This window comes from Streptococcus cuniculi, assembly GCF_001921845.1.
Lineage (GTDB): Bacteria > Bacillota > Bacilli > Lactobacillales > Streptococcaceae > Streptococcus > Streptococcus cuniculi.
In genome coordinates, this window is the sequence record NZ_MSJM01000011.1 from 16,601 (window position 1) to 38,293 (window position 21,693).

General features: G+C 43.5%; 20 protein-coding genes and 1 other RNA gene. 4 read left to right on the forward strand and 17 right to left on the reverse strand.

The genetic code is table 11. The features are described from left to right. Positions 1 to 8: 8 nt before the first annotated feature. Together gmk and BU202_RS09785 are read right to left on the reverse strand one after the other, a co-directional pair. Positions 9 to 629, reverse strand: coding sequence for a guanylate kinase (gmk, locus tag BU202_RS09780; protein WP_075105578.1), 621 nt, complete (start codon positions 627 to 629; stop codon positions 9 to 11). 128 nt (positions 630 to 757) lie between these two features. Further along, complete coding sequence (locus tag BU202_RS09785; RefSeq protein WP_075105579.1) at positions 758 to 2,371, reverse strand: ribonuclease Y; 1,614 nt, start codon at positions 2,369 to 2,371, stop codon at positions 758 to 760. A 129-nt stretch (positions 2,372 to 2,500) separates the two neighbouring features. Between BU202_RS09785 and BU202_RS09790 the strand changes: the two genes are divergently transcribed. After that, positions 2,501 to 2,986 carry an S-ribosylhomocysteine lyase gene (locus BU202_RS09790; RefSeq protein ID WP_075105580.1) on the forward strand — a complete coding sequence of 162 codons (486 nt, stop codon included), beginning with the start codon at positions 2,501 to 2,503 and terminating at the stop codon, positions 2,984 to 2,986. A gap of 51 nt (positions 2,987 to 3,037) precedes the next feature. On the opposite strand, the gene BU202_RS09795 is transcribed toward BU202_RS09790, so the two are convergent. The 8 genes from BU202_RS09795 to BU202_RS09830 all read right to left on the reverse strand — a co-directional run bounded on the left by BU202_RS09795 (position 3,038) and on the right by BU202_RS09830 (position 10,233). Then, positions 3,038 to 3,751 carry a SpaA isopeptide-forming pilin-related protein gene (locus BU202_RS09795; RefSeq protein ID WP_425274628.1) on the reverse strand — a complete coding sequence of 238 codons (714 nt, stop codon included), beginning with the start codon at positions 3,749 to 3,751 and terminating at the stop codon, positions 3,038 to 3,040. Further along, positions 3,646 to 5,253, reverse strand: coding sequence for a SpaA isopeptide-forming pilin-related protein (locus BU202_RS10580; protein WP_167364755.1), 1,608 nt, complete (start codon positions 5,251 to 5,253; stop codon positions 3,646 to 3,648). The genes BU202_RS09795 and BU202_RS10580 overlap by 106 nt, the downstream gene beginning before the upstream one ends. Positions 5,254 to 5,301: 48 nt before the next feature. After that, positions 5,302 to 5,880, reverse strand: coding sequence for a TlpA family protein disulfide reductase (locus tag BU202_RS09805; RefSeq protein WP_167364756.1), 579 nt, complete (start codon positions 5,878 to 5,880; stop codon positions 5,302 to 5,304). Between the two features lie 428 nt (positions 5,881 to 6,308). Beyond that, positions 6,309 to 7,685: a cell division site-positioning protein MapZ family protein gene (locus BU202_RS09810; protein WP_075105583.1), complete on the reverse strand. Its 1,377-nt coding sequence runs from the start codon at positions 7,683 to 7,685 to the stop codon at positions 6,309 to 6,311. A 2-nt stretch (positions 7,686 to 7,687) separates the two neighbouring features. After that, positions 7,688 to 8,851, reverse strand: a complete 1,164-nt coding sequence (locus BU202_RS09815; protein ID WP_075105584.1) for a THUMP domain-containing class I SAM-dependent RNA methyltransferase — start codon at positions 8,849 to 8,851, stop codon at positions 7,688 to 7,690. Between the two features lie 52 nt (positions 8,852 to 8,903). Continuing rightward, positions 8,904 to 9,269, reverse strand: an RNA gene (rnpB, locus tag BU202_RS09820) — RNase P RNA component class B. Between the two features lie 18 nt (positions 9,270 to 9,287). After that, on the reverse strand, positions 9,288 to 9,620 hold the full coding sequence (gene gpsB, locus BU202_RS09825; RefSeq protein ID WP_075105585.1) for a cell division regulator GpsB: 333 nt from the start codon (positions 9,618 to 9,620) through the stop codon (positions 9,288 to 9,290). Between the two features lie 73 nt (positions 9,621 to 9,693). Continuing rightward, positions 9,694 to 10,233, reverse strand: coding sequence for an SLOG family protein (locus tag BU202_RS09830; RefSeq protein WP_075105586.1), 540 nt, complete (start codon positions 10,231 to 10,233; stop codon positions 9,694 to 9,696). A gap of 65 nt (positions 10,234 to 10,298) precedes the next feature. Between BU202_RS09830 and recU the strand changes: the two genes are divergently transcribed. The 3 genes from recU to rsmG all read left to right on the forward strand — a co-directional run bounded on the left by recU (position 10,299) and on the right by rsmG (position 13,941). Beyond that, positions 10,299 to 10,919: a Holliday junction resolvase RecU gene (gene recU / locus BU202_RS09835; RefSeq protein WP_075105587.1), complete on the forward strand. Its 621-nt coding sequence runs from the start codon at positions 10,299 to 10,301 to the stop codon at positions 10,917 to 10,919. Positions 10,920 to 10,923: 4 nt separating this feature from the next. After that, entirely contained in the window at positions 10,924 to 13,083 is a 2,160-nt protein-coding gene (gene pbp1a, locus BU202_RS09840; protein ID WP_089503466.1) for a penicillin-binding protein PBP1A, read from the forward strand. Between the two features lie 144 nt (positions 13,084 to 13,227). Beyond that, positions 13,228 to 13,941, forward strand: a complete 714-nt coding sequence (rsmG, locus tag BU202_RS09845; protein WP_075105589.1) for a 16S rRNA (guanine(527)-N(7))-methyltransferase RsmG — start codon at positions 13,228 to 13,230, stop codon at positions 13,939 to 13,941. A gap of 42 nt (positions 13,942 to 13,983) precedes the next feature. Here rsmG and BU202_RS09850 read toward each other — a convergent pair whose 3' ends face one another. From BU202_RS09850 to BU202_RS09880, 7 genes are all read right to left on the reverse strand, one after another. Then, positions 13,984 to 14,817, reverse strand: coding sequence for an energy-coupling factor transporter transmembrane component T family protein (locus BU202_RS09850; RefSeq protein ID WP_089503465.1), 834 nt, complete (start codon positions 14,815 to 14,817; stop codon positions 13,984 to 13,986). Beyond that, entirely contained in the window at positions 14,818 to 16,491 is a 1,674-nt protein-coding gene (locus BU202_RS09855; RefSeq protein ID WP_075105590.1) for an ABC transporter ATP-binding protein, read from the reverse strand. A 457-nt stretch (positions 16,492 to 16,948) separates the two neighbouring features. After that, positions 16,949 to 17,935, reverse strand: coding sequence for an oxygen-dependent tRNA uridine(34) hydroxylase TrhO (gene trhO, locus BU202_RS09860; protein ID WP_075105591.1), 987 nt, complete (start codon positions 17,933 to 17,935; stop codon positions 16,949 to 16,951). A 147-nt stretch (positions 17,936 to 18,082) separates the two neighbouring features. Further along, a complete protein-coding gene (locus BU202_RS09865; RefSeq protein WP_075105592.1) occupies positions 18,083 to 18,640 on the reverse strand; it encodes an ECF-type riboflavin transporter substrate-binding protein in 558 nt (185 codons plus the stop codon). 20 nt (positions 18,641 to 18,660) lie between these two features. Beyond that, positions 18,661 to 19,509, reverse strand: coding sequence for an SAM hydrolase/SAM-dependent halogenase family protein (locus tag BU202_RS09870; protein WP_075105593.1), 849 nt, complete (start codon positions 19,507 to 19,509; stop codon positions 18,661 to 18,663). Positions 19,510 to 19,648: 139 nt separating this feature from the next. Then, positions 19,649 to 20,638, reverse strand: a complete 990-nt coding sequence (gene lplA, locus BU202_RS09875; protein WP_075105594.1) for a lipoate--protein ligase — start codon at positions 20,636 to 20,638, stop codon at positions 19,649 to 19,651. 582 nt (positions 20,639 to 21,220) lie between these two features. Continuing rightward, a partial coding sequence (locus BU202_RS09880) for a prealbumin-like fold domain-containing protein (protein WP_142354780.1) occupies positions 21,221 to 21,693 on the reverse strand: 473 nt, incomplete at its 5' end.

The following is a 21,693-nucleotide window of genomic DNA, read 5'->3' on the forward strand; positions in this document are numbered from 1 at the left end:
CCTAATTTCTAATTTTTTATCTCTTTTAGCATGTCTTGATAATGCCCGATGACACGGTCCACACGGAAATGCTCCGCTTCAATCACACGTTTCACTCGCTCAGCTGCCAAATGCACTTCATCATTGACAATCGCATAGTCGTATTCACGCATGAGGGCAATTTCTTCTTTTGCTTTTTCAATCCGCTGGGCAATCACTTCTGCGCTGTCTGTCCCACGGCCCACTAGACGATCTTGCAATTCATCCAAATCAGGTGGCGTTAAAAAGATAAAGACCGCATCAGGCACTTTCTTTTTCACCTGCAAAGCCCCTTGAACTTCAATTTCAAGAAAGACATCGATGCCCTTATCGAGCGTTTCATTGACATAGGTCAATGGCGTACCGTAGTAATTTCCTACATATTCTGCGTATTCGAGCATTTGCCCCTGACGAATCAAATCTTCAAACTCTTCACGGGTCCTAAAGAAATAATCCACTCCATCTACCTCACCTGGACGTTGAGGACGAGTTGTCATTGAAACAGAATACTGAAAGTTATTTTCTGAGCTTTCAAAAATCTCACGTCTAACCGTTCCTTTGCCTACCCCAGAAGGTCCTGAAAAAACGATTAACAAGCCACGATCTGCCATCATATCTCCTTCACAATCTTTCTCTTTAGTGTATCAAAAAACCAAGTCTTTTTCAACTGCTTTTCATAATCTTATCAAATAAAAATCACGAAAAAAGATTAGCTCATCTGAACTAATCTTTCTATTGCTTATTTGGCCACTTCTGTCGCCCGTGTTTCGCGGATGACGGTCACCTTGATATTGCCTGGATAGTCGAGATTGTTTTCAATCTTTTCACGAATATCATGGGCCAAAATCGTAATCTTATCATCATTGACAATATTTGGATGTACGATGATACGAACCTCACGACCTGCCTGAATAGCATAGGCTTGCTTGATTCCCTTAAAGCTATTGGCAATTTCTTCCAAATCTTGGAGACGTTTGACGTAGGCTTCCATGGATTCACGGCGTGAACCTGGACGAGCTGCACTTAGGGCATCTGCTGCTGCAACAATCACCGCAATGGTGCTGGTCGCTTCCACATCTCCATGGTGACTAGCAATCGCATTGACTACAACTGGATGCTCCTTATATTTACGAGCCAATTCCGTTCCAATCTCAACGTGGCTACCATCTACCTCACGGTCAATCGCTTTTCCGATATCATGCAAGAAACCTGCACGACGAGCCATATTGACATTTTCACCAAGTTCTGCCGCAAGTATACCAGCCAATTTTGCCACTTCAATCGAATGACGAAGCACATTTTGACCATACGATGTACGGAAATGCAAGCGTCCCATGGTCTTAATCAAATCTGGGTGAAGGTTTGGAGCTCCAATTTCGTAGGCCGCTGCCTCACCATATTCCCGAATGCGATTATCCATTTCAACCCGGTGTTTCTCCACCAACTCTTCAATGCGGGCTGGATGAATCCGACCATCTTGCAACAGGGCTTCCATTGTCATACGAGCAATTTCCCGACGGATTGGGTCAAAACCAGACAAGACAACTACTTCTGGCGTGTCGTCGATAATCACATCAATTCCTGTCAGACTTTCAAAGGTGCGGATATTGCGACCTTCACGTCCGATAATCCGTCCCTTCATGGTGTCATCTGGCAGGTGAACTGATGTAATCGTCTGCTCTGCCACATATTCACCCGAAATCCTTTGCATGGCTTGGGCTAGCAAGTCTTTCGCCATCTTATCCGACCGCTCTTTAACTTCCCGTTCCGCCTCTTTGATATGAGTCGCAATTTCATGCGCCATCTTATCACGCGTATCCGTTAAGATCAAATCACGTGCTTCTTCTTGGGTAAGAGAAGCTACCCGTTCCAATTCGAGAGCCTTTTGCTCTTCTAGTTTTGCAACCTCTTCTTCACGCTCTTCAATGTGTTTAGACTTGTCTGTGAGGGATTGTTCCTTTTGCTCCAGAGCTTTTTCTTTATTTGTTAAATTATCGTCTTTACGGTCCAAGCTGCTTGCACGTTCTGTCAAGCGCGCTTCCGTTTGTTTCAATTCTTGTCGTTCTGACTTAAATTCTTCCGCAATTTCTTCACGATATTTTCGAGCGTCTTCTTTTGCTTCTAGAAGCAATTCTTTTTTCAAGGACTGACGGTCACGTTCAGCAGCGACTATGATGTGGTCGGCTTCGCGTTCTGCCTTTCCTCGGATATTGCTTGCTTCTTGTTCAGCGTTTAAAAGTGTCAGTTCTGCAGCTTCTTTTGCAGCTTTCATTTTTAAAGAGATCGCTAGATAACCAATAACTAAACCAATGAGAGCGGAAACAAGAGCAATACCAATAGAGATTGATACCATTTTTCCACCTCGTTTTTATTTATTTTAGATTCAAAAAATCTTCTTTCATTCTACCATATTTTAAACCATTTCACAATGTCAAAGTCAAAAAATATGTTATAATCATCTTAACAAAAAGGAGGATTTTTTATGACCAAAGAAGTGCTTGTCGAGAGTTTTGAGCTAGACCACACCATTGTCAAAGCACCTTATATCCGCATGATTTCAGAAGAAACAGGCCCGAAAGGCGATGTGATTTCCAACTATGATATAAGGCTCGTTCAACCCAATGAAGATGCCATTCCAACTGCCGGACTCCATACGATTGAACATCTGCTGGCTCTCCTCATCAGAAAACGGATGGACGGCTTGATTGACTGCTCTCCCTTTGGCTGTCGGACAGGTTTCCACATGATTATGTGGGGGAGCCATTCTACGACTGAAATCGCCCGAGTCATCAAATCTTGTTTAGAGGAAATCGCAGAGGTTACGACTTGGGAAGATGTTCCTGGAACGACCATTGAATCCTGCGGTAACTACAAGGATCACAGCCTCTTTTCTGCCAAAGAATGGGCAAAATTGATTTTAGAACAAGGGATTTCTGACGATCCGTTTGAACGCCATATTGTTGAATAAGCTAAAAAAGAGGCTGGGATTTTCCCAGTCTCTTTTGCATGGTCTAACGACTTATTTTTCTTTTTTTGCACGGTATACAAATCCTGCAAGAACAACCAAAGCAAGGCCTAGAACACCCATCCAGATAGAAGCTGTTTCACCTGTACGTGGAAGGAAGCCTCTTGGCTTAACAGTTTTAGTTCCTGGAGGCGGAGTTTGATCCGCTGGTGGAAGGTTTGTACTTGTTGAAGTAGAAGTGCTTGTACTTGTGCTTGTACTTGTGCTTGATGATGTTGATGTTGATGTTGATGATGTCGGAGGAGTTGGTTCTTTCTTATTAGCAAATTTACCAAGGTCAACTACGACACCGTCTTCTGCAATCGTCACTTCACGAGTTTCATCACTCAAGACATAGCCGTTGATTGTTGATTTTTCAGAAAGTGTGTATGTTCCGTAAAGAAGATCTTTAAAGGTTGCATTTCCGCGTGAATCCGTTTTTGCTTCTGCAACAACGGTATCACCTTGTTTCAAGACAAAGACAACGCCTGGCAAGACTTTGAATTCATCGTCTGCATCAACTTTTGTCACGGTAACGCCACCCTTGATTGGACGGTTTTCAAAGGTGTTCAAATCAACCACTTGACCAACTTCTGTAATTTTCACAGCACGTGTTTCACCGTTCAAGACATAGCCAACTGCAGTTGAAACCTCAACGAGTGTGTAATCACCGTATGGAACAGCTTCAAAGAGCGCAACCCCATCTTCACCTGTTGTTGCTTCTGCAATGGTTGCTTCCCTTGTTTCAAAGCAAAGACAACACCTGGCAACAATTTAGACTTGTTATCAGCGTCAACTTTCGTCACTTTAACGCTACCTGTTCCCACATTTTCCACTTCGTGGGTTACTACTGGTGTCGTTGTGCCGTCAAGAGTAACAGTTTTTGCTTCACCAGATAAAGTGTAACCAGCTGGCGCTTGAACTTCGGTCACTGTATAGTCACCTAGCGCAAGACCATCAACAGAGGCTTTACCATTTTCGTCAGTTGTTACAGTCTTAACAAGTACACCATCTGCGTTGCGGACTTCAAATACAGCACCTGCTAATTTTTTGTCCTTATTGTTGCTATCCACTTTTTCGATTTGGATTTCTTTGTGAGGCACGCATCGTACATCTTGTACTTCTCGGCCTGTTGCCCAATCTCGAGTTGCTGCTTCACTCATTACTACAGTGATACCAGCTTTTTTGCCTTTATAGATAGCTTCTGGTGTATACCAAATTCCTTTGTCTGTAATATAGCTTCCGTGAGATACAAAAGCGTATTTTGTAGAAGTATTGCTTGGAGTTGTGTATTCAACACCATCAGCCTTTACAGTCTTGGTAAATGATGCAGTAACATCTTGCCAAGCTGGGTTGATACCATAACCCCCAAGCTCTTCACCGTCTGGAATGGCATAAATCGTCAAGTGCGTATCCCCATCAATCGGCACACTGTCGTGTTGTGGATAACGGAAGGTCAACTCACTACCAGTACCATTTACAAGAACTTTAGTGACTGCTTCAAATTTATTGTTTGTTGGATTGATATCTGTTAATTTAGAAATCAATTCTACTGGATTTGTATCACCAACATTGTTAAAGCGAGCCGTATCATTTGCTGTATACACTTCTACATTATAGGTGTATTCATAAGGAATTCCTGCGTAGACACCGCTAAATGTGTGCGGACCATTCCCCAAGACATTGTTTTGATAAATAGACTCACCGTATTGGCGAACAATTTCAATATTCTGATGACTTTCAACGTAATCTGTAAAGACATAGGTCACCGTCTTAGTCGTTGGATCATAGTTAGCAGTCGCAACGAGCACTTCTTGTCCATTCTCAGTCGTTGTAATGTCTGGAATACGCACAACTTGCTGATTTGTGATTCCAGCAAAACGAGTGTCTGGCGAGAATTGAACAGTGAAATAGTCACCTTTTTTCAATGAGAAGTCTGTATTTGGCAGTTTCCCTTGGAATTGCACAAGAACCGATTCATGGTCATTGGCCTTATAAACTGGGTCATTGGCATATTCAAAATAACCATTTCTAGTCGTCACTTTGATATGACCTACACCTGCATCTTGGAACAAGCTGTTGACATTCTTTCCAACTTTACACTGATCTGAATAGACATAGGTAATGTTCGTACTCGAATCAGCTCCATCAACCGCATATACTTGGCCTACACTTGCGACGTTACTCGCAAGTAATCCCAAGGTCGCTCCAAGATATGCGAATTTTTTCATAAACTTTTTCATACTATTACATTCACAATCCTTATATTTTTTTCTACATTAGTTCAGTAATGAATCTAATGCAGTTTGTAATGTTTCTTCAGTCTCCACTTCTACAAAGACTTTTTCGATTTGATTTCCCTTAATAAGGTACATCGTAGGAATGGACTCAACACCTAGAAAATCTTGTGTTGCACCTGTCTTATCAAAGACAATCGGTATTGTATAGCCTTTGTCTTTTAGGTACTGCATCGCTTTTTCTTGTGTTTCGCGGTCCCCGTCCGTATAGTTGATTCCTACAAAATCGACACGGTCTTTATACGATTGGTAAACTTTTTCGATAATTGGCAATTGTTGTTGACAATCTGGACACCAGCTTGCCCAAACAATTAGCATAGTAGCCTTTGAACCGAGTAACTGATCCGAAGGAAGCTCCTCACCACTCGCTGTCGATACCTTAAAATCTGGTACTGTTTTTCCTTCCAGATTCTTTGCGGTATTCGTTGAGGCAGTTGTACTACTTGAAGTTGTCTCACCATTAGATGTGGATGTTGTCTTCGAACTCGTACAAGCGGTGCCTAGAACGAAAAAAGCAAGTGCTACAATCGATATCAATCCATATCGTAGTTGTTTGTTCACCAAAATCTCCTTTCTCTCTGGTATGCATCATATCATTATTTTTATTATCATTGAGTAGACGCTATAAAAGCTAGAATCTACTAATAGCTGAAATCCTAGCCTTTACCCTATATAACCCCTTCAATAAATAACAACAATACTTTTCCACATTATACCACAGAGGGGGGTGGGGTGCAAATACTTTGAACCAAAAAAATATCATCCTAATGATTGAAATGTCCTCGGCTCCTTTTGCCCCTTTTGCGACCTATCACTCCTAACGAAGAAGCCTCCGTTATCCTGACTTCCTTGTCTGCAAGGCACCCCTTGGCTCTTTCTACACACAAAAAAGGAGTGAGGTGCCATCATGATTTCCTAGAAATCATGTTGTCGTCTTCACTCCTAGTTGCTAGACTTGGGTTATCTTGTCCCCAGCCTGTTTCTTTCAACTAATAGTCTAAATCATCTGCATATCCCGAACCATTTCCGACAAAGTAACCTGTCTTGGCATTCATCGAAAAGAGGTAGGTGCCATCTGGACGGAATAAATTATAATAACCATTTCCGTTGATAATGTTCACGGGTTCTAAAATATAATTGTAACCCGACACGTATCCACGTTCTTGGGAAACTGCAATAATTGTTTCCAAGACACCAGGATTAAAGGTCCAGGCCGGATTATTGACGTCATCAATCTTGGCTTGGTCGTAAGGCACGCGGCTGAGATTCCGCTGAAGAGTGACCCCTGCAGGAATCGCAATACCGTAAAGAGGATCCGTCCCTACACCGCCACCTGATTGACCCACGGAAGGAGTGCTATCCGCACTTGCTGGCGCTTCTACAGGCGCTGCTGGAGCTGCCGCTTGGGCATTCGTATCTGCAGCGCTTGTCTGAGCAGCGGTTTGTTGGGAACGCCCAAGATTGATAGCTGCTGTAATTTTGGCATCAACAGCCGTCATGCCTGTAGCAGTAGGGGATAGATTTTCGCCATCTTTCACAGTCGCTGTCGTATCCAATTCACCATCCACAATGATTGGCTTATCAAATTGGGCATTTAAGGCTTGGACGGCTTTTATAGCCGTTTCAAGACTTTCATACTTCTTCTTAGCCGTTTGATAGGCCGATGTCTTTGCATTGATCTTATCCAAGGCCTTCTTTAATTCAGGCAACTTCCCAAACTCACTATTTTTCAGTTTGGTTTGCTCCTTATCTGTAAAGAAAGTTGCATAAAGGCTATTAAAGGCTGTAACCGCTCCATCTTCCTTACTTGAACTACTACTGCTTTGACTGGTCGAAGTGGATGAAACTTGTGTTTCATTGGTTTTTTCTGACTGTCTCATCCAAATAAAGGCTAGAGCCAGAGCTGCGATAAACAAGAGCGCCAAGGCTGTCCAAATTACCAGTGGCTTACGGGAAGAACTCTCTTCTTCCTCTACATTGTTAAATGCTGCCGTTTCAGGTTCTGGTAATACTTCTTCCTTGGGAGCTACCGGGGTAACCTTATGAATCGGCATCGCTTCGACTTGCTCTTCAATCGCAACCTCAGTAGAAGGTTCGCTGTCTTCACTGGCTGATGTCGCTTCCTCTATGTCCTCATCTGTTAGGACTGGCAGATTCATCTGTGTTTCATACTTTTCAGATTCAATCTCATCTCTGTGCTGCTTGATATAGCGATCCAACAGACCGTCTTCTTCGGTCACACCTGCCTTGATTTCTTCATGTTTTCTGACTGCTTGACCTACGGTCATATTTTTTGCATCTTCAAACTCTAAGATTTTTTCTCCATCACTTGGGAGAGCGTTGTTCTTTTCTGTATTCTTTACCATATTTATTCCTGCTCTTTCACCACTCGCTTCACGCGCTGTCCAAAAAATTGATAAAGGTCGACTTTTAATGTTCCATTGTACAATTTGCGTTTTTTATCTGCTTGACTGCCGTAGCGTTGTTCAAATTGCTCATCGCTGGTCAAAATAAATTTGGACCAGGTTTTGAGAGGCGCAAATGTTTCCCCCATTTCTCGATAGAGGGTCATAATGGCCGTGTCATCGAGCAAACGCTCTCCGTAAGGCGGATTTGAGATAATAACACCGTTGATTTTATCCGTTCGAAAATCCTGCAAGCGCATTTGCTTAAAGGTAATGTCTTTGTCCACTCCTGCTGCAATCGCATTTTTCCTTGCAATTTCAATCATGCGTGTATCAATATCAAATCCTGAAATATCCAGCTCCACATCCCTTTGAATCGCCTGACGAGCAGCCTGTCTTTCCTGCTCGACGAGCGCATCTTCTACCCAGTTCCATTCTTCAAAGGCAAAGGAACGCTCTAGGCCTGGCGCCATATTGCGGGCAAGCATGGCCGCTTCGATACAAAAGGTCCCCGAACCGCACGTCGGATCCACCAAGGGCTTGTCAGGATACCAGTTTGACAACTGCAAGATAGCCGCTGCCATATTTTCCTTAATTGGTGCACCACCTTTTTCAGCTCGATAGCCACGTTTAAAGAGACTAGAGCCTGTTGTATCGATGAGGACTGTTGCCACATCCTTCAGAATCGATACTTCAATTTTAAACTCTGCTCCCACTTCCTGTAAGGGCACTCCTTCTGGTCGCGAAAAATGCTTCTGCAATTTCTTAACGACCGCTTTTTTGGAAATGGCCTGGACACTTGGCTCATTGTGCAAGGTGGATTTGACACACTTGGCTTTGGAGATGGGGAATTTACAACCTAGTGGCAAATAATGTTCCCAGTCCAAGGCAAAGACTCCCTGAAACAATTCTTCAAAGGTCTTGGCCTTGAAACTTCCGACCACAATCTTGATTCGGTCAGCTGATCTAAGCCAGAGATTGGTTTTAATCATCGCCGTGACATCACCTTCAAACCGTACGCGGCCATTTTCAACCTGACAGTCGTATCCCAGTTCACGGACTTCACGCCCTACTACAGCTTCTAATCCAGCAGCTGCTGTCGCAATAAATGTAAATGTTTTCTTCATGATTCTCCGATAATAAAAGCTAGCAAAGCTAGCCTACCTATTATATGCAATTTTCTATAAGCCATGTTTTGTTCCAGTGGTACTAGGCACTACCACCTTCGATAATCATCTGTCTACTGCTTGCGCAGTCAGGAAAGTTCGTTCTGATTCCGACTTTCCCATGCCCCGACCAAAATTTGGGTTGCTAGCTTGAGGGGTTTACCGCGTTCCACTTTTTATGTTTCCATAAAAACTCCGTCACTGTGGCACTTTTCAGACCTACTCGAGCCTATCTTACGACTTAGCTGTTTCAATCGCCGTAACGCATTGCTACGTCCCTAGGCTTATTGGTTCGCCTAGCACAAACACTACCGGCATCACAGCCAGTGCTAGCATGGACTTTCCTCATGGCAGTTATACCATGCGATTATCCAAAAATTGCACAATCTTACTACTCTTAATCTTCTTGAGCGATTTGCTTACCGAATACTTCTTTTTCCAAACGGTTCAAACGGCGCAAAATATCAAAGTTGCTTGCTGAAGACGCCCGTTCTGTTCGCAGCGTTTCAGAATCTTCCACACTCGCTGCAGCTGCACGGGGTGCATTTGCCATCTGTGCTTTCAAACGAGCAATCTCACCCTTCAATTCCTTGATAATTGCATCGTAGGCATCGTAATCTTTCATGATTTCATCTAGGAAATCATTCACCTCATCTGGATCATAGCCACGAAAACTGATTTTAAAGTCTTGTTCAAAAATATCCTTAGTCGTAAATTTAATACTTGCCATTTGCTACACCTCTATCTTCTAAAACGTCATTACCTCTATTATATGAAAAAATATAGGGAAAAATCAAGTCATATCACTCAATTTCTTCAAAATTTTCAGCTATCTCATTTAACTGCTCAAAAGTAAGCGTTTTTCTAGGATATTCTTCTTTTTTCAACATCAGATGATAGAGATATTTCAAGTTTGTTTCATTTTCAGGATCGTAAAATAGATAGGCGCCATCTGTATTGTCTAACAAGAACTGATTGTATAATCGAAATTGGCTCGGATTTTCATAACGTGGATAGATCATTTTTACAAAATCTACAGATTTGAAATGGGCTAATTTTATCTGGTTGGCCTCGTTCCAGTTTTCCCCATGATTTTCAAATAAAAAGAGCGTCGCTATCTGGCATTCATACCCTTCTTGTCTTAGCTCTCTAAGGACTTCTAAACACCAGTATTCAAAGCCTAGATTCCCCGTCAGGATGAACCATTCCACCCCCTCTTCCAAGAAGCGAATCAAATCCATTCGAATGGCTTTTTTGATGATGGCAAGGCGAGGATCCTTGTCTGAAAAAATCCCCAAATCGGTGTGGCGATAGCCTGTGATTAGCATCCGGTCAATGTGCATTACTTGAACTCTTTTCCTATGTTATGGTATAATATAATGATTTTATTTTATCAAGAAGGAGTTCTATGGTCAATTATCCTCATCAGGTTAGAAAAAAAATCAGTAGAACCAATTCAAAATTTTCTCGCCAACAGGTGGACTTTGCCAACCGTGGCATGTCCTTTGAAGCCGCTATTAACGATAGTAACACCTACTATCTGGCTCATGGGCATGCGGTCATCCATAAGAAACCTACCCCTGTACAAATCGTGAAAGTAGATTATCCAAGACGGAGTCGGGCTAAGATTGTCGAAGCCTATTTCCGCCAAGCATCTACGACGGACTATTCAGGGGTCTACCAAGGTCACTATATCGACTTTGAGGCCAAGGAAACGCGACAGAAAACATCGATGCCGATGAAAAATTTTCACTCGCATCAGATTGAACATATGGATCAAGTCCTACAGCAAAGAGGAATTTGTTTTGTACTCCTTCACTTTTCAACACTGAAAGAAACCTATCTGCTTCCTGCTTCTGCTCTGATTGATTTTTACAGGGTCGAAAACGGCAAAAAATCCATGCCTATTGACTATATTCGTAAACATGGATTTCAAATCGAGATGGGGGGCTATCCTAGCTTACCTTACTTAGAGGTTGTTGAAAAAAATTTATTAGGTGGTGATACTCTTGAAAAAACCAAACCTTAAGAAAATGTGGGTCATTTTCGCCAACGTTGCCCTGGCTAGCTTTATCGCTGTATTTCTAGTCGTACTAGCAATTGTCATCTACTATGTGAGCTCTGCTCCAAAATTGACAGAAGAGGCACTCACTGCGACAGTTTCCAGTAAAATTTACGACAAGGATAACAAGCTAATTGCCGATTTGGGATCAGAGAAACGCTCCAATGCCAAAACTTCTGAAATTCCAAAGGATTTAGTCAATGCGATTGTAGCTATCGAAGACCAACGCTTCTTCAGCCATCGCGGAATCGATGTCATTCGGATTGCAGGTTCCTTTGTCAACAACTTAAAGGGTGGAAACCTCCAAGGTGGATCGACCCTTGACCAGCAATTCATCAAGCTGACCTATTTCTCAACGTCAACCCAGGATCAAACCATTAAGCGGAAAATCCAAGAAGCCTGGTTGGCCCTTCAATTGGAGCGCCGAAATACCAAGCAAGAAATTTTGACCTACTATATCAACAAGGTCTTTATGGCTAATGGCAACTATGGGATGAAGACTGCCGCAAAAGCCTACTACGGAAAAGAGTTAAAAGAGCTCACTCTTCCACAGTTGGCACTCTTGGCAGGTATGCCTCAAGCACCTAATCAATACGACCCTTACACCCAGCCAGAAGCGGCTAAATACCGTAGGGATCTAGTCTTGCAACAGATGCTCGGGCAAAAATATATTTCCCAAGAGCAGTATGAGGCTGCAGTCCTAACAGATATCAATGACGGCTTACAATCTCTCACCAATACTTCAGCTTACCCACTTTACATGGACAACTACCTCAAGGAAGTCATAGAAGAGGTCGAAACAAAAACTGGCTACAATCTACTGAACACGGGAATTGATGTCTATACAAATGTGGATGTCAATGCGCAAAAACAGTTGTGGGATATTTATAATTCAGACAACTACGTCAACTACCCCGATGAGAACTTCCAAGTCGCTTCTACCGTAGTCGATGTCTCAAATGGACATGTCGTTGCCCAGCTCGGTTCTAGACATCAAGCGACCAATGTGTCATTTGGTACCAATCAGGCCGTGGAAACCAACCGTGACTTTGGCTCCACCATGAAACCTATTACCGATTATGCTCCTGCCCTTGAAAATGGTGTCTATAAATCCACCGCTGATATTATTGTTGATGCGCCTTACAACTATCCTGCATCCAACACACCTATTTACAACTGGGATCGGACCTACTATGGTTCGCTAACCTTAAAAGCAGCCATTCAATATTCACGAAATGTTCCTGCCGTTAAGACATTAGAAGCCGTTGGCTTAGACAAGGCTCATAAATTTTTAAACAGTCTCGGTATTTTTTACCCAGAACTACATTACTCCAACTCCATTTCAAGTAATACATCCGATACTGATTCTAAGTACGGTGCAAGTAGTGAAAAAATGGCGGCAGCCTATGCTGCCTTTGCCAACGGCGGGACCTACTACAAACCACAATACGTCAACAAGGTTGTCTTTAGTGACGGTAGCACAAAAGAATTTGCTCCTGAAGGCAACCGTGTCATGACAGCTGAAACGGCTTATATGATGACCGATATGATGAAGAGCGTCTTGACTTACGGAAATGGGTTGAACGCTGCCATTCCAGGCCTTCCTCAAGCAGGCAAGACTGGTACTTCCAATTATACAGATGCGGAGATGGATGCGATTCTCGCTAACAATGAAGTAGCCAACTACAGCTCATTTGTTGTTCCTGATGAAAACTTTGTCGGCTATACCACACGGTACGCTATGGCAGTTTGGACAGGCTACACCAACCGACAAACTCCTGTGTTAGACAATGGTATTCCAGTTGCAACGGATGTTTACCGCAGCATGATGACCTATCTCAATCCGATTGACACTGCTAGTGATTGGGAAGCTCCAGATGGTATCTATCGCTACGGAGGATATTGGTATTTGGAAGGAAGTGCTCCTCAATACACCTATACTCCAAGCACGAACACGACTCCAAGTAGTACGACTTCAACTTCTAGCTCTTCGGATGCAAGCTCTACAACCACGAGCACCACAGAGTCACCAACTAGTCAGACTACTGAACAACCACAGACAAGCACTTCAGCTACAACAACGCAAGAACAGCCGGCATCTTCTAGCTCAACGCCAAGTTCTTCACAATAAAAATGAACAGGGATAGATATCGATGGTTCGAAATCTGTCCCTGTTCATTTTTGGATATCCTTTCACAAAGAAGGCTGTAGGAAATTGCAGAATTTCTGACGAGTATGAGTTTTTCTTTTGCCACATTTATGATAAGATAGAAGTATGAAACCTGAACAATTTTTCGTTGCCTTAGAAGAGCAAGGCCACGTTTTAACCGCAAAACAAAAAGAGCAATTTGCCCTCTATTTTACCCGCTTGGTCGAATGGAATGAAAAGATTAACCTGACCGCTATCGTGGATGAAGAAGGTGTTTACCTCAAACATTTCTACGATTCGCTAGCTCCTATCCTGCAAGGTTATCTGGTAAATGAGCCGCTTCGCCTTCTTGATATCGGAGCAGGAGCTGGCTTTCCGAGCCTCCCCATAAAAATCCTCTTTCCAGAGCTAGAGGTCACTATTATCGACTCCCTCAACAAGCGGATTCAATTCTTGAATCACTTAGCTCAAGAATTAGGCCTAACCAAGGTCCACTTCTACCATGGGCGAGCCGAGGATTTCGCTCAAGACAAGAACTTCCGAGCGCAATTTGATGTCGTGACTGCCCGAGCTGTGGCCCGTATGCAGATTTTAGCGGAATTGACCATTCCCTTTCTAACAGTAAATGGAAAACTGATTGCCCTCAAGGCCTCAAATGCCGAAGATGAGCTGAGCCAAGCTAAAAATGCCCTAACTGTCCTCTTTGCCAAGGTCATTGAAAATGTGGACTACACACTCCCCAATGGAGACCCTCGGACCCTAACCATTGTCGAGAAGAAGAAAGAAACACCAAACAAATACCCACGTAAAGCGGGTATACCCAACAAACGACCATTATAAAGCGAAAAGGAGATGAGCTACGCTCATCTCCTTTTTGGCTATTTATCCCCAAGGATTGTAAAAACGGCCGCCATTGATGACAAACAAGACACCTGTTAAAAGCAGGATGCTGATTGCTAGGGCTAAGACTAGATAGTCTTTTTTCCCCAGAGCTTGGTAGGTATACCAGGTTCGTTTTTTATTTTTTCCGAAGCGGCGCAATTCCATGGCCGTTGAAATGGTATCAATTCGCGAGAGCGAACTAAAAATCAAGGGAATGACGAGCGCAAGGTTGCCTTTAATCCGCTCGAGCAGCTTGCCTTTTTTGGAGAGCTCAATTCCTCTAGCTTCCTGCGACATCCGAATGGTGTAAAATTCTTCTTGAATGTCTGGAATATAGCGCATGGTCAGACTGACCGAGTAGGCGACTTTGTAGGAAACTCCCAGCTGGTTTAAACTTGACGCAAATTGGCTCGGGTGGGTCGTCATCAGAAAGATGACCGCAAGAGGAATGGTACAAAAATACTTCAAGAGCAGGTTCAAGAGGTAAAAGAGCTCTTGACTAGTCAAGGTATAGGCACCAATCCCTGACCAGAGGACGGTCTTTGCACCGTAGAGCTCTACTCCATATTCTGGCGCAAAAAGATAGACCATAACTGCATTCATCAGCGCAAAAACAGTTGTCACAATCAAGATAAACGATACATCCTTGAGCCGAATTTGCGACCATTTAAACAAGCACAAGGAAAGTGTCGCAATGGTAAAGACCAAGCGTGTATCATATGTCACCATTGCTGCGATTGATACAACGAGGAAAAAGACGAGCTTGCTGACGGCTGACAAGTCATAAATAAGCCCATGACCAGCCCGATAGCCAATGATATTCATGCCTTTCATCTACTCTTTCCTTTCTCTTTCCATGTAAAATTGGGTCAAGGCTAGGGCGTCAACCTCTAGTTTTTCAGCCAAGTGGAAAATGCTGGTTTCTTTCAGATTCGCAGCTTGAATCACTTCCTGATTGGTCAAAATATGCGCTGGGTGGCTATCTGCCACAATTTGTCCGTCCACTAAAACAATGGCCCGATCAGAATAATCCAGCATCAGCTGCATGTCATGAGTAATCATGATAATCGTGTGTCCTTGCTGGTTTAATTCATCAAGGAAATCCATGATTTCGGTATAGTTTCGTTGGTCCTGACCTGCCGTCGGCTCATCTAGTAAGATAATTTCTGGATTTAAGACCAAAATAGAGGCAATGGTCACCCGCTTTTTCTGACCGAATGAGAGAGCCGAAATCGGCCATTTCCGAAAAGCATAAAGCCCACAAGTCCGAAGGACCGCTTCGACTTTTTGAGTCACTTCTTCTTCAGCTACTCCCCGCAGACGAAGTCCCAAAGCCACCTCGTCAAAAATCATGGTCTGACTAATCATTTGGTTGGGGTTTTGCAAGACATAGCCAATACGCTCTGCTCGCTCCTTAATTGAATCTCCAAGAACAGACTGACCGTTCCACAAGATATCGCCTGAAACTGCGACAAACTGGCACAAAGCCTTAGCGAGAGTGGATTTTCCCGCCCCGTTCTTTCCGATAATGGCAAGGCGCTCTCCCCGACAAATAGAGAGGTTCACGTCCTTTAGCACTTCCTTATCACCATAGGCAACTCGTAAATGCTCGACCTCTACCAAGGGATTTTCCGCACGTTCTTCTACGACAAGCTCTGGCAAGGCTTCGACTGGAACTTCTGTCAAGGCTAGCTTTTCAATGCTCGTCACATCTGCTTCCTGGTCCAAATCATAGCCTAGCTGACGCAGGGTTGTGATATAAAGAGGCTCTCGAATGCCATTTTCAAAGAGCATTTCAGACCGAAGTAAGGCATCAGGCGCACCATTGTAGAGAATCCGTCCTTCATTGACCAGAACGATACGATCAACCTGCCGATAGAGAACGTCTTCCAAGCGGTGTTCGATGATAATGGTCGTTGTGCCTTGCTCCTTGTGCAAGCGATCAATCAATTCAATCGTGTCCTGACCTGACTTGGGATCAAGATTGGCCAAGGGCTCATCAAAAAGCAAAATCGGACTTTCATCAATCAAAACGCCTGCCAGACTCACACGCTGCTTTTGTCCGCCTGATAAATCTTGCGGTCTATGGGTCAGCAAATCCCGCAAATCCAAGCGTTCCGCCCAAATCCGAATCCGCTCCTTCATCTCATCCAGAGCTGTTACATCATTTTCAAGCGCAAAGGCCAAGTCCTCTGCCACACTAAGCCCGATAAATTGTCCGTCCGTGTCCTGCAGAACCGTGCTGACAAAGAGGGATTTTTCATAAATTGACAAATCAAAGGCATCTTTTCCGTCAATCCGCAGATTTCCCGTCTTTGTCCCTTGATAGATATTAGGAATAATCCCATTCAAACATTGCCCTAGAGTTGATTTTCCAGAACCTGACGGCCCGACAATCAAGACTTTTTCCCCTTGATAAATCGTGAGGTCAATCTCATGCAAGGTCGCCTCTTGTTGAGCATTGTATTTAAAACTAAAGTTTTCAAACTCAATGATTGCTTTTTTCATAAATGCTGTTATCTCATTTCTTCCGCAGTTCCTAGCCCTTGAGTTCTTCTCCCCAGTAACTAGTTAAACGTTTCCTATCTTACTATTTTACCATAAAATCCACCTGAATTTGCATAGTTTTTTGATATGGGAAGCTATAGCTTTTGCAAAAGAAAGAGGCTGGTATTTTGTCCCAGCCTGTCAGCAAATATGAAAAGTTCTTTTGTGCTACTTTTTTAGGTAGTGCGGACGGTAGCGACTTCCTGCGGAGTAAAATAATCCAGTGGATTATTTTAGCCCGAGCCCAGAAACAAAGGAGCGAGGATAATCGATTTCTGCGAAATCACGATTGAGTCCCACACCCTACGTTTACCACAGCGAAAAACAGCTGATGAGGCTCGCTCCGCTCGCGAAAATCGAAAAATCGAATGTGCAGTTAGCAGAGATTTTGAATTTGTTCTGCCCAGTTTCTTCACTCTTAATTTGCCACGAGTTCGTCTAGATTTTCCCCAATCACAGCCAAGCGTTCAGCTACTTCTGCGCGGCTCAATTGATGGTCTGCAACATAGCGGTTTCGTGGATGCACACGGCATTCGTGTGAGCAACCACGGAGGTATTTGTGCTCATTTTCTTCTGAGGTCAAGATACGGCGGTTACAGAATGGATTGCCGCAGTTGACATAGCGCTCACATGGTGTACCGTCAAACCAGTCTTTTCCGACCACAACAGGGTCTACATGGTTGACATCGACAGCGATACGCTCGTCAAAGACGTACATCTTCCCGTCCCAAAGCTCGCCACGCACTTCTGGATCTTTTCCATAGGTCGCAATTCCACCGTGCAGCTGGCCGACATCTTTGTAACCTTCACGAACCATCCAGCCAGAGAATTTCTCACAGCGGACACCACCCGTACAGTAAACCACGACACGCTTGTCCATGAATTTTTCCTTGTTATCACGGACCCACTGTGGCAACTCACGGAAGTTGCGAATGTCTGGGCGAATCGCACCGCGGAAATGTCCGAGGTCATATTCGTAGTCATTACGCGTATCTAGAACAACTGTATTGTCATCCAAGAGGGCTTCTTTAAACTCTTGTGGTGACAGGTAAGCACCTGTTGTTTCAAGCGGGTTAATGTCGTTATCAAAATCATTGTCTTCTAAGCCCAAGTGCACGATTTCTTTCTTGTAACGAACAAACATTTTCTTGAAGGCTTGTTCTTCTTCCTCGTCAATCTTGAACCAAAGGTCTTCCATGCCAGGAAGAGAGTGGACATAATCCATGTATTTTTGGGTCGTTTCATAATCACCAGAAACCGTTCCGTTGATTCCCTCATCTGCAACAAGGATGCGGCCTTTTAAGCCGATTGATTTACAAAATGCCAAATGTTCCGCCGCAAATTCTTGCGCATTTTCAATGGGAACGTATTTGTAATACAGTAAGACACGAATATCTTTTGCCATAAGATTTCTTCTCTCTTTTCTTTCTAAAAATTATCTGAATTTTATCATTCATTACTATTATACTTTGCATACACAATTCAAGGCAATTTATTTGATTGAAAATACAAAACGAAACCTGCCCAACTAGGTGAACAGGTTTTGAAATCGTTATTCATTCTCATCTTTAGATAGGCTATTGCTTTGCACTTGTGTCTTGGCATAGACTGCTAGTAAAATCGTTCCTGCAATGGCAACGGTAGCAGCATTGATCCCACCGGCTACCGCTCCTTGGGCAAATACTTTATTAGCTGGCTCATGGTAGACTAAAATATCCAAAACAGGTGCGATGACACTCCACACAAGGAGGTTAGCCGCGATTTGCACTCCGTTGAACAAGACAATATCCTTAGTTGTAAAGACACCTTCACTAATACGCAAGCGATTTTTCACGATTCCAACAATCAAGCCGAAAACGCCTGATGCAAAAATCCATGACCACCATGGACCGTAGGTGAGGGAATCTTTCAAAGCATGGCCGATAAAGCCAACTAAGAAACCAACGATTGGGCCAAAGAGAACAGCTAATAGAGACTGAACAGCATACTGGAGTTGCACACTAGTATTTGGAATAAACCCAACAGGGATATTAATGAGCAAGCTGATAACCACAAACAAGGCCGCTCCGACACCCGTTGCCACAACTGTTTTAATCGAATTATTTTTCATAGAGAATCTCCTTTTTCTTCCTAAACACTCATTTTCTTGATTTCAATATGCCAGTTTTGTCCGACACCAACATTATAAGCCTTGGCAAAGGACCCCTGATTGATGGCAAGACCCACGCGGTAGAGGGAATTGATGTAAAGCAGAGGCTGACCAATGCGAACATCTGCAAAGGACTTGCCGTAGGTCACTTGGTTTTGGTAGACCAGCATGTCATTGTTGTAAATCGTTACTTCAAAGCGATCTCCAAAGGCAGGGTTGAGGCTATAAAACTCTTCGCGCGTAATCGATGTCCAGAGAGAACCAAAGCGGACATCCAAGATGTCAATCGCACCTTTGACAAAGTCTGCTCCCACTTCTGTTGCTACTGTAGGAATTTCAACGATGTCTGCCACATTTAGCTCAGGTCCCACTTCCTCAAAGGTGATATGCCCTGAAGCCAGTTTTGCACCTGTATACGCATAGACATCTCGACCATGGAAGGTGTAGGAATGCTCTGTGTTGGCACGACGGTTAGCAACTTCTGAAATCTCACGTACGGCCTTGATTCCCACATGCTGTTTGATGAAGGACAAGGTCCCATTATCAGGGGTTACAATGTAGTGGTTTTGCGCAGTCAGAGCGACCACACTCTTGCGTTTTGAACCAACACCAGGATCGACAACAGAGACAAAGGTGGTGCCTGCTGGCCAATATTCTACCGTCTGAAAGAGGCGGTAAGAGCCCTCAAAGATATTATAGGGTGTAATATCGTGGGTCAGATTGTGCACAACCAAGTCTCTTGATTCTTGGAGTGCCACCCCAATCATGGCTGACACGGCGCCATCCACCAACCCAAAGTCTGATTGCAAGACAAGTAAATTATTTGACATAGTTTCTCCTATCGGTAAAATTACTCTTCTATCATACCAAAAAATCACCTGCTTGACCAATACCAAACCCTTATGAACAGCCATAGGCAGGAGCTATATAGGCATAAAAGAGGCTGGTTTCCCAACCTCCTATTCTATCTTAAGCTACAATTGCTTTTGCGACTTCTTCTGTCGTCATGCGTGAGAAATAGTGGGTCGTATCGATGGTTTGGAGTTTTTCCAACACATCCGCGTATTCATAGCGGGTGCCCACCAACAAGTCCTCAATATCTGCGACATCACCGATTCCAAAGAAGTCCCCGTAAATCTTGATGGACTCAATGATGGATTTTTCGGCCTTGACATAGGTCGTAATTTTTCCTGCTGGATAACGGACGCTGCGCTCCACTGTGTATTCAGGTGTCTGACCAAAGGTCCAGTCCCAAGTGCCAAATTGGGTATCACGGATTTCTTGGATACGAGCCAATTCATCCTCTGACAAGACGTACTCGTCCATGTCTGGGTATTCTTTTTTCATCTGCTCTAAAATCGCATCCTTGAACTCCAAGACGGTCATTTTTTCTGGTAATTCGTTGTTAATGTTGGTCACGCGGGCACGGACTGATTTCACCCCTTTGGACTCAATCTTGTCCTTGCTAACTTTCAGAGCATCTCCCAAGACCGTCATGTCAACATCAAAGAGGAGACAGCCGTGGTGCATCATGCGTCCCTTGGCATAGGCTTGAGCATTTCCACAAATCTTTTTTCCATCAATTTCGAGGTCATTACGGCCTGTAAAATCAGCCTTAACCCCAAGAGTAGCAAGGGTATCAATCACAGGTTTTGAGAAGGTTTTGAAATCAAAGGCCCCCTCATCTGCCTTGTTGGAAATAATGGTATAGTTCAAGTTATTCAAATCATGGTACACAGCGCCACCACCTGACAAACGGCGAACAACGTGGATGCCATGTGCATCCGTGTATTCCTTATTGATTTCCTGAATGGCATTTTGGTGCTTTCCGATGATAATCGCAGGTTCATTGATCCATAAGATAAAAATCTCGTCTACATCTGTTAATTCCTTAAAAGCATAGGCTTCTAAGGCAATGTTGTAGGCAGGGTCATTACTGTTATTGACAATGTATTTCATAGCGTACTCCTCATTTTATATTCGTCAAACATCAAATTCTGACGTCGTTACCTCATTTTGCTGAACTGTTGAAAAAAGTTGTTACTTTTCTTATTTCCAACTTGAAATAGTTCTCAACTATTTCAACTACCTGCACTTTCGTTACCTAGTCAGACTTCGATGTTTACTGAGTATGTTCTCTATCTAGTATAAGGCAAACGCTGTCAAAATACAAGTGATTGGTATTTGGATTTGCAAGCGAAAAGGATCTGATGAGGCTCGCTCCGCTCGCGAAAATCGAAAAAACGAATGTTCGGTTAGCAGGGCTTTTGAACTCGTTTAAATAAATCTTAGCTTTATTTACACTCTAAAAAGAGACTGAGACAAAAAGCTCTTACCTCGTTACGTTACTCGGAAACTAGAAAGCGAAGACAGTCAGGGGAGTGACGGTTGATATCGGAGCCTAGAAACTAGAGAGCGAGGACTACAAAATCGATTTCTGTCCCACTCCCTCGTGTTTAGTTATATGTCACCCACTACAGTTGACAAAGTGCCTAAAAAGAAAACTAGCTCTATACGATAGAACTAGTTTTTAGTCGGTGTTTATTTGCCACGTTTACCTTTGCCAGCTTTATGACGGCTGACATAAAGAGCAAGGATAATACCTAATAAGAGCACGCCGCCAACACTTGATAACATCGAAACTGTTTCACCAGTCTTCGGCAAGATTCGTTTGATGACCGAACGAATTCCTTTTGCATCTGATTTTGGTGTTGAGCTAGATGGAGGTGTTGAGCTAGATGGAGGTGTTGAGCTAGATGGAGGTGTTGGAAGGAGATGATTCTCTACCTGACCAAGATTAATGGTGGCACCATCTTCTGTCACGCTGACTTCAAGCGGCTTGTCTAATAAGGCATAGCCTGATAAAGCCTTGGTTTCAACGACTGTGTAGTCGCCATAAGCTACATCTTTAAAGGTCAACATGCCCTCTTCATCGGTCACTTGTGTGTCGATAACCTTGTCTCCTTGACGGAGTTCAAAGGTTACACCTGCCAAGGCTTTCTTACTGGTTGCGT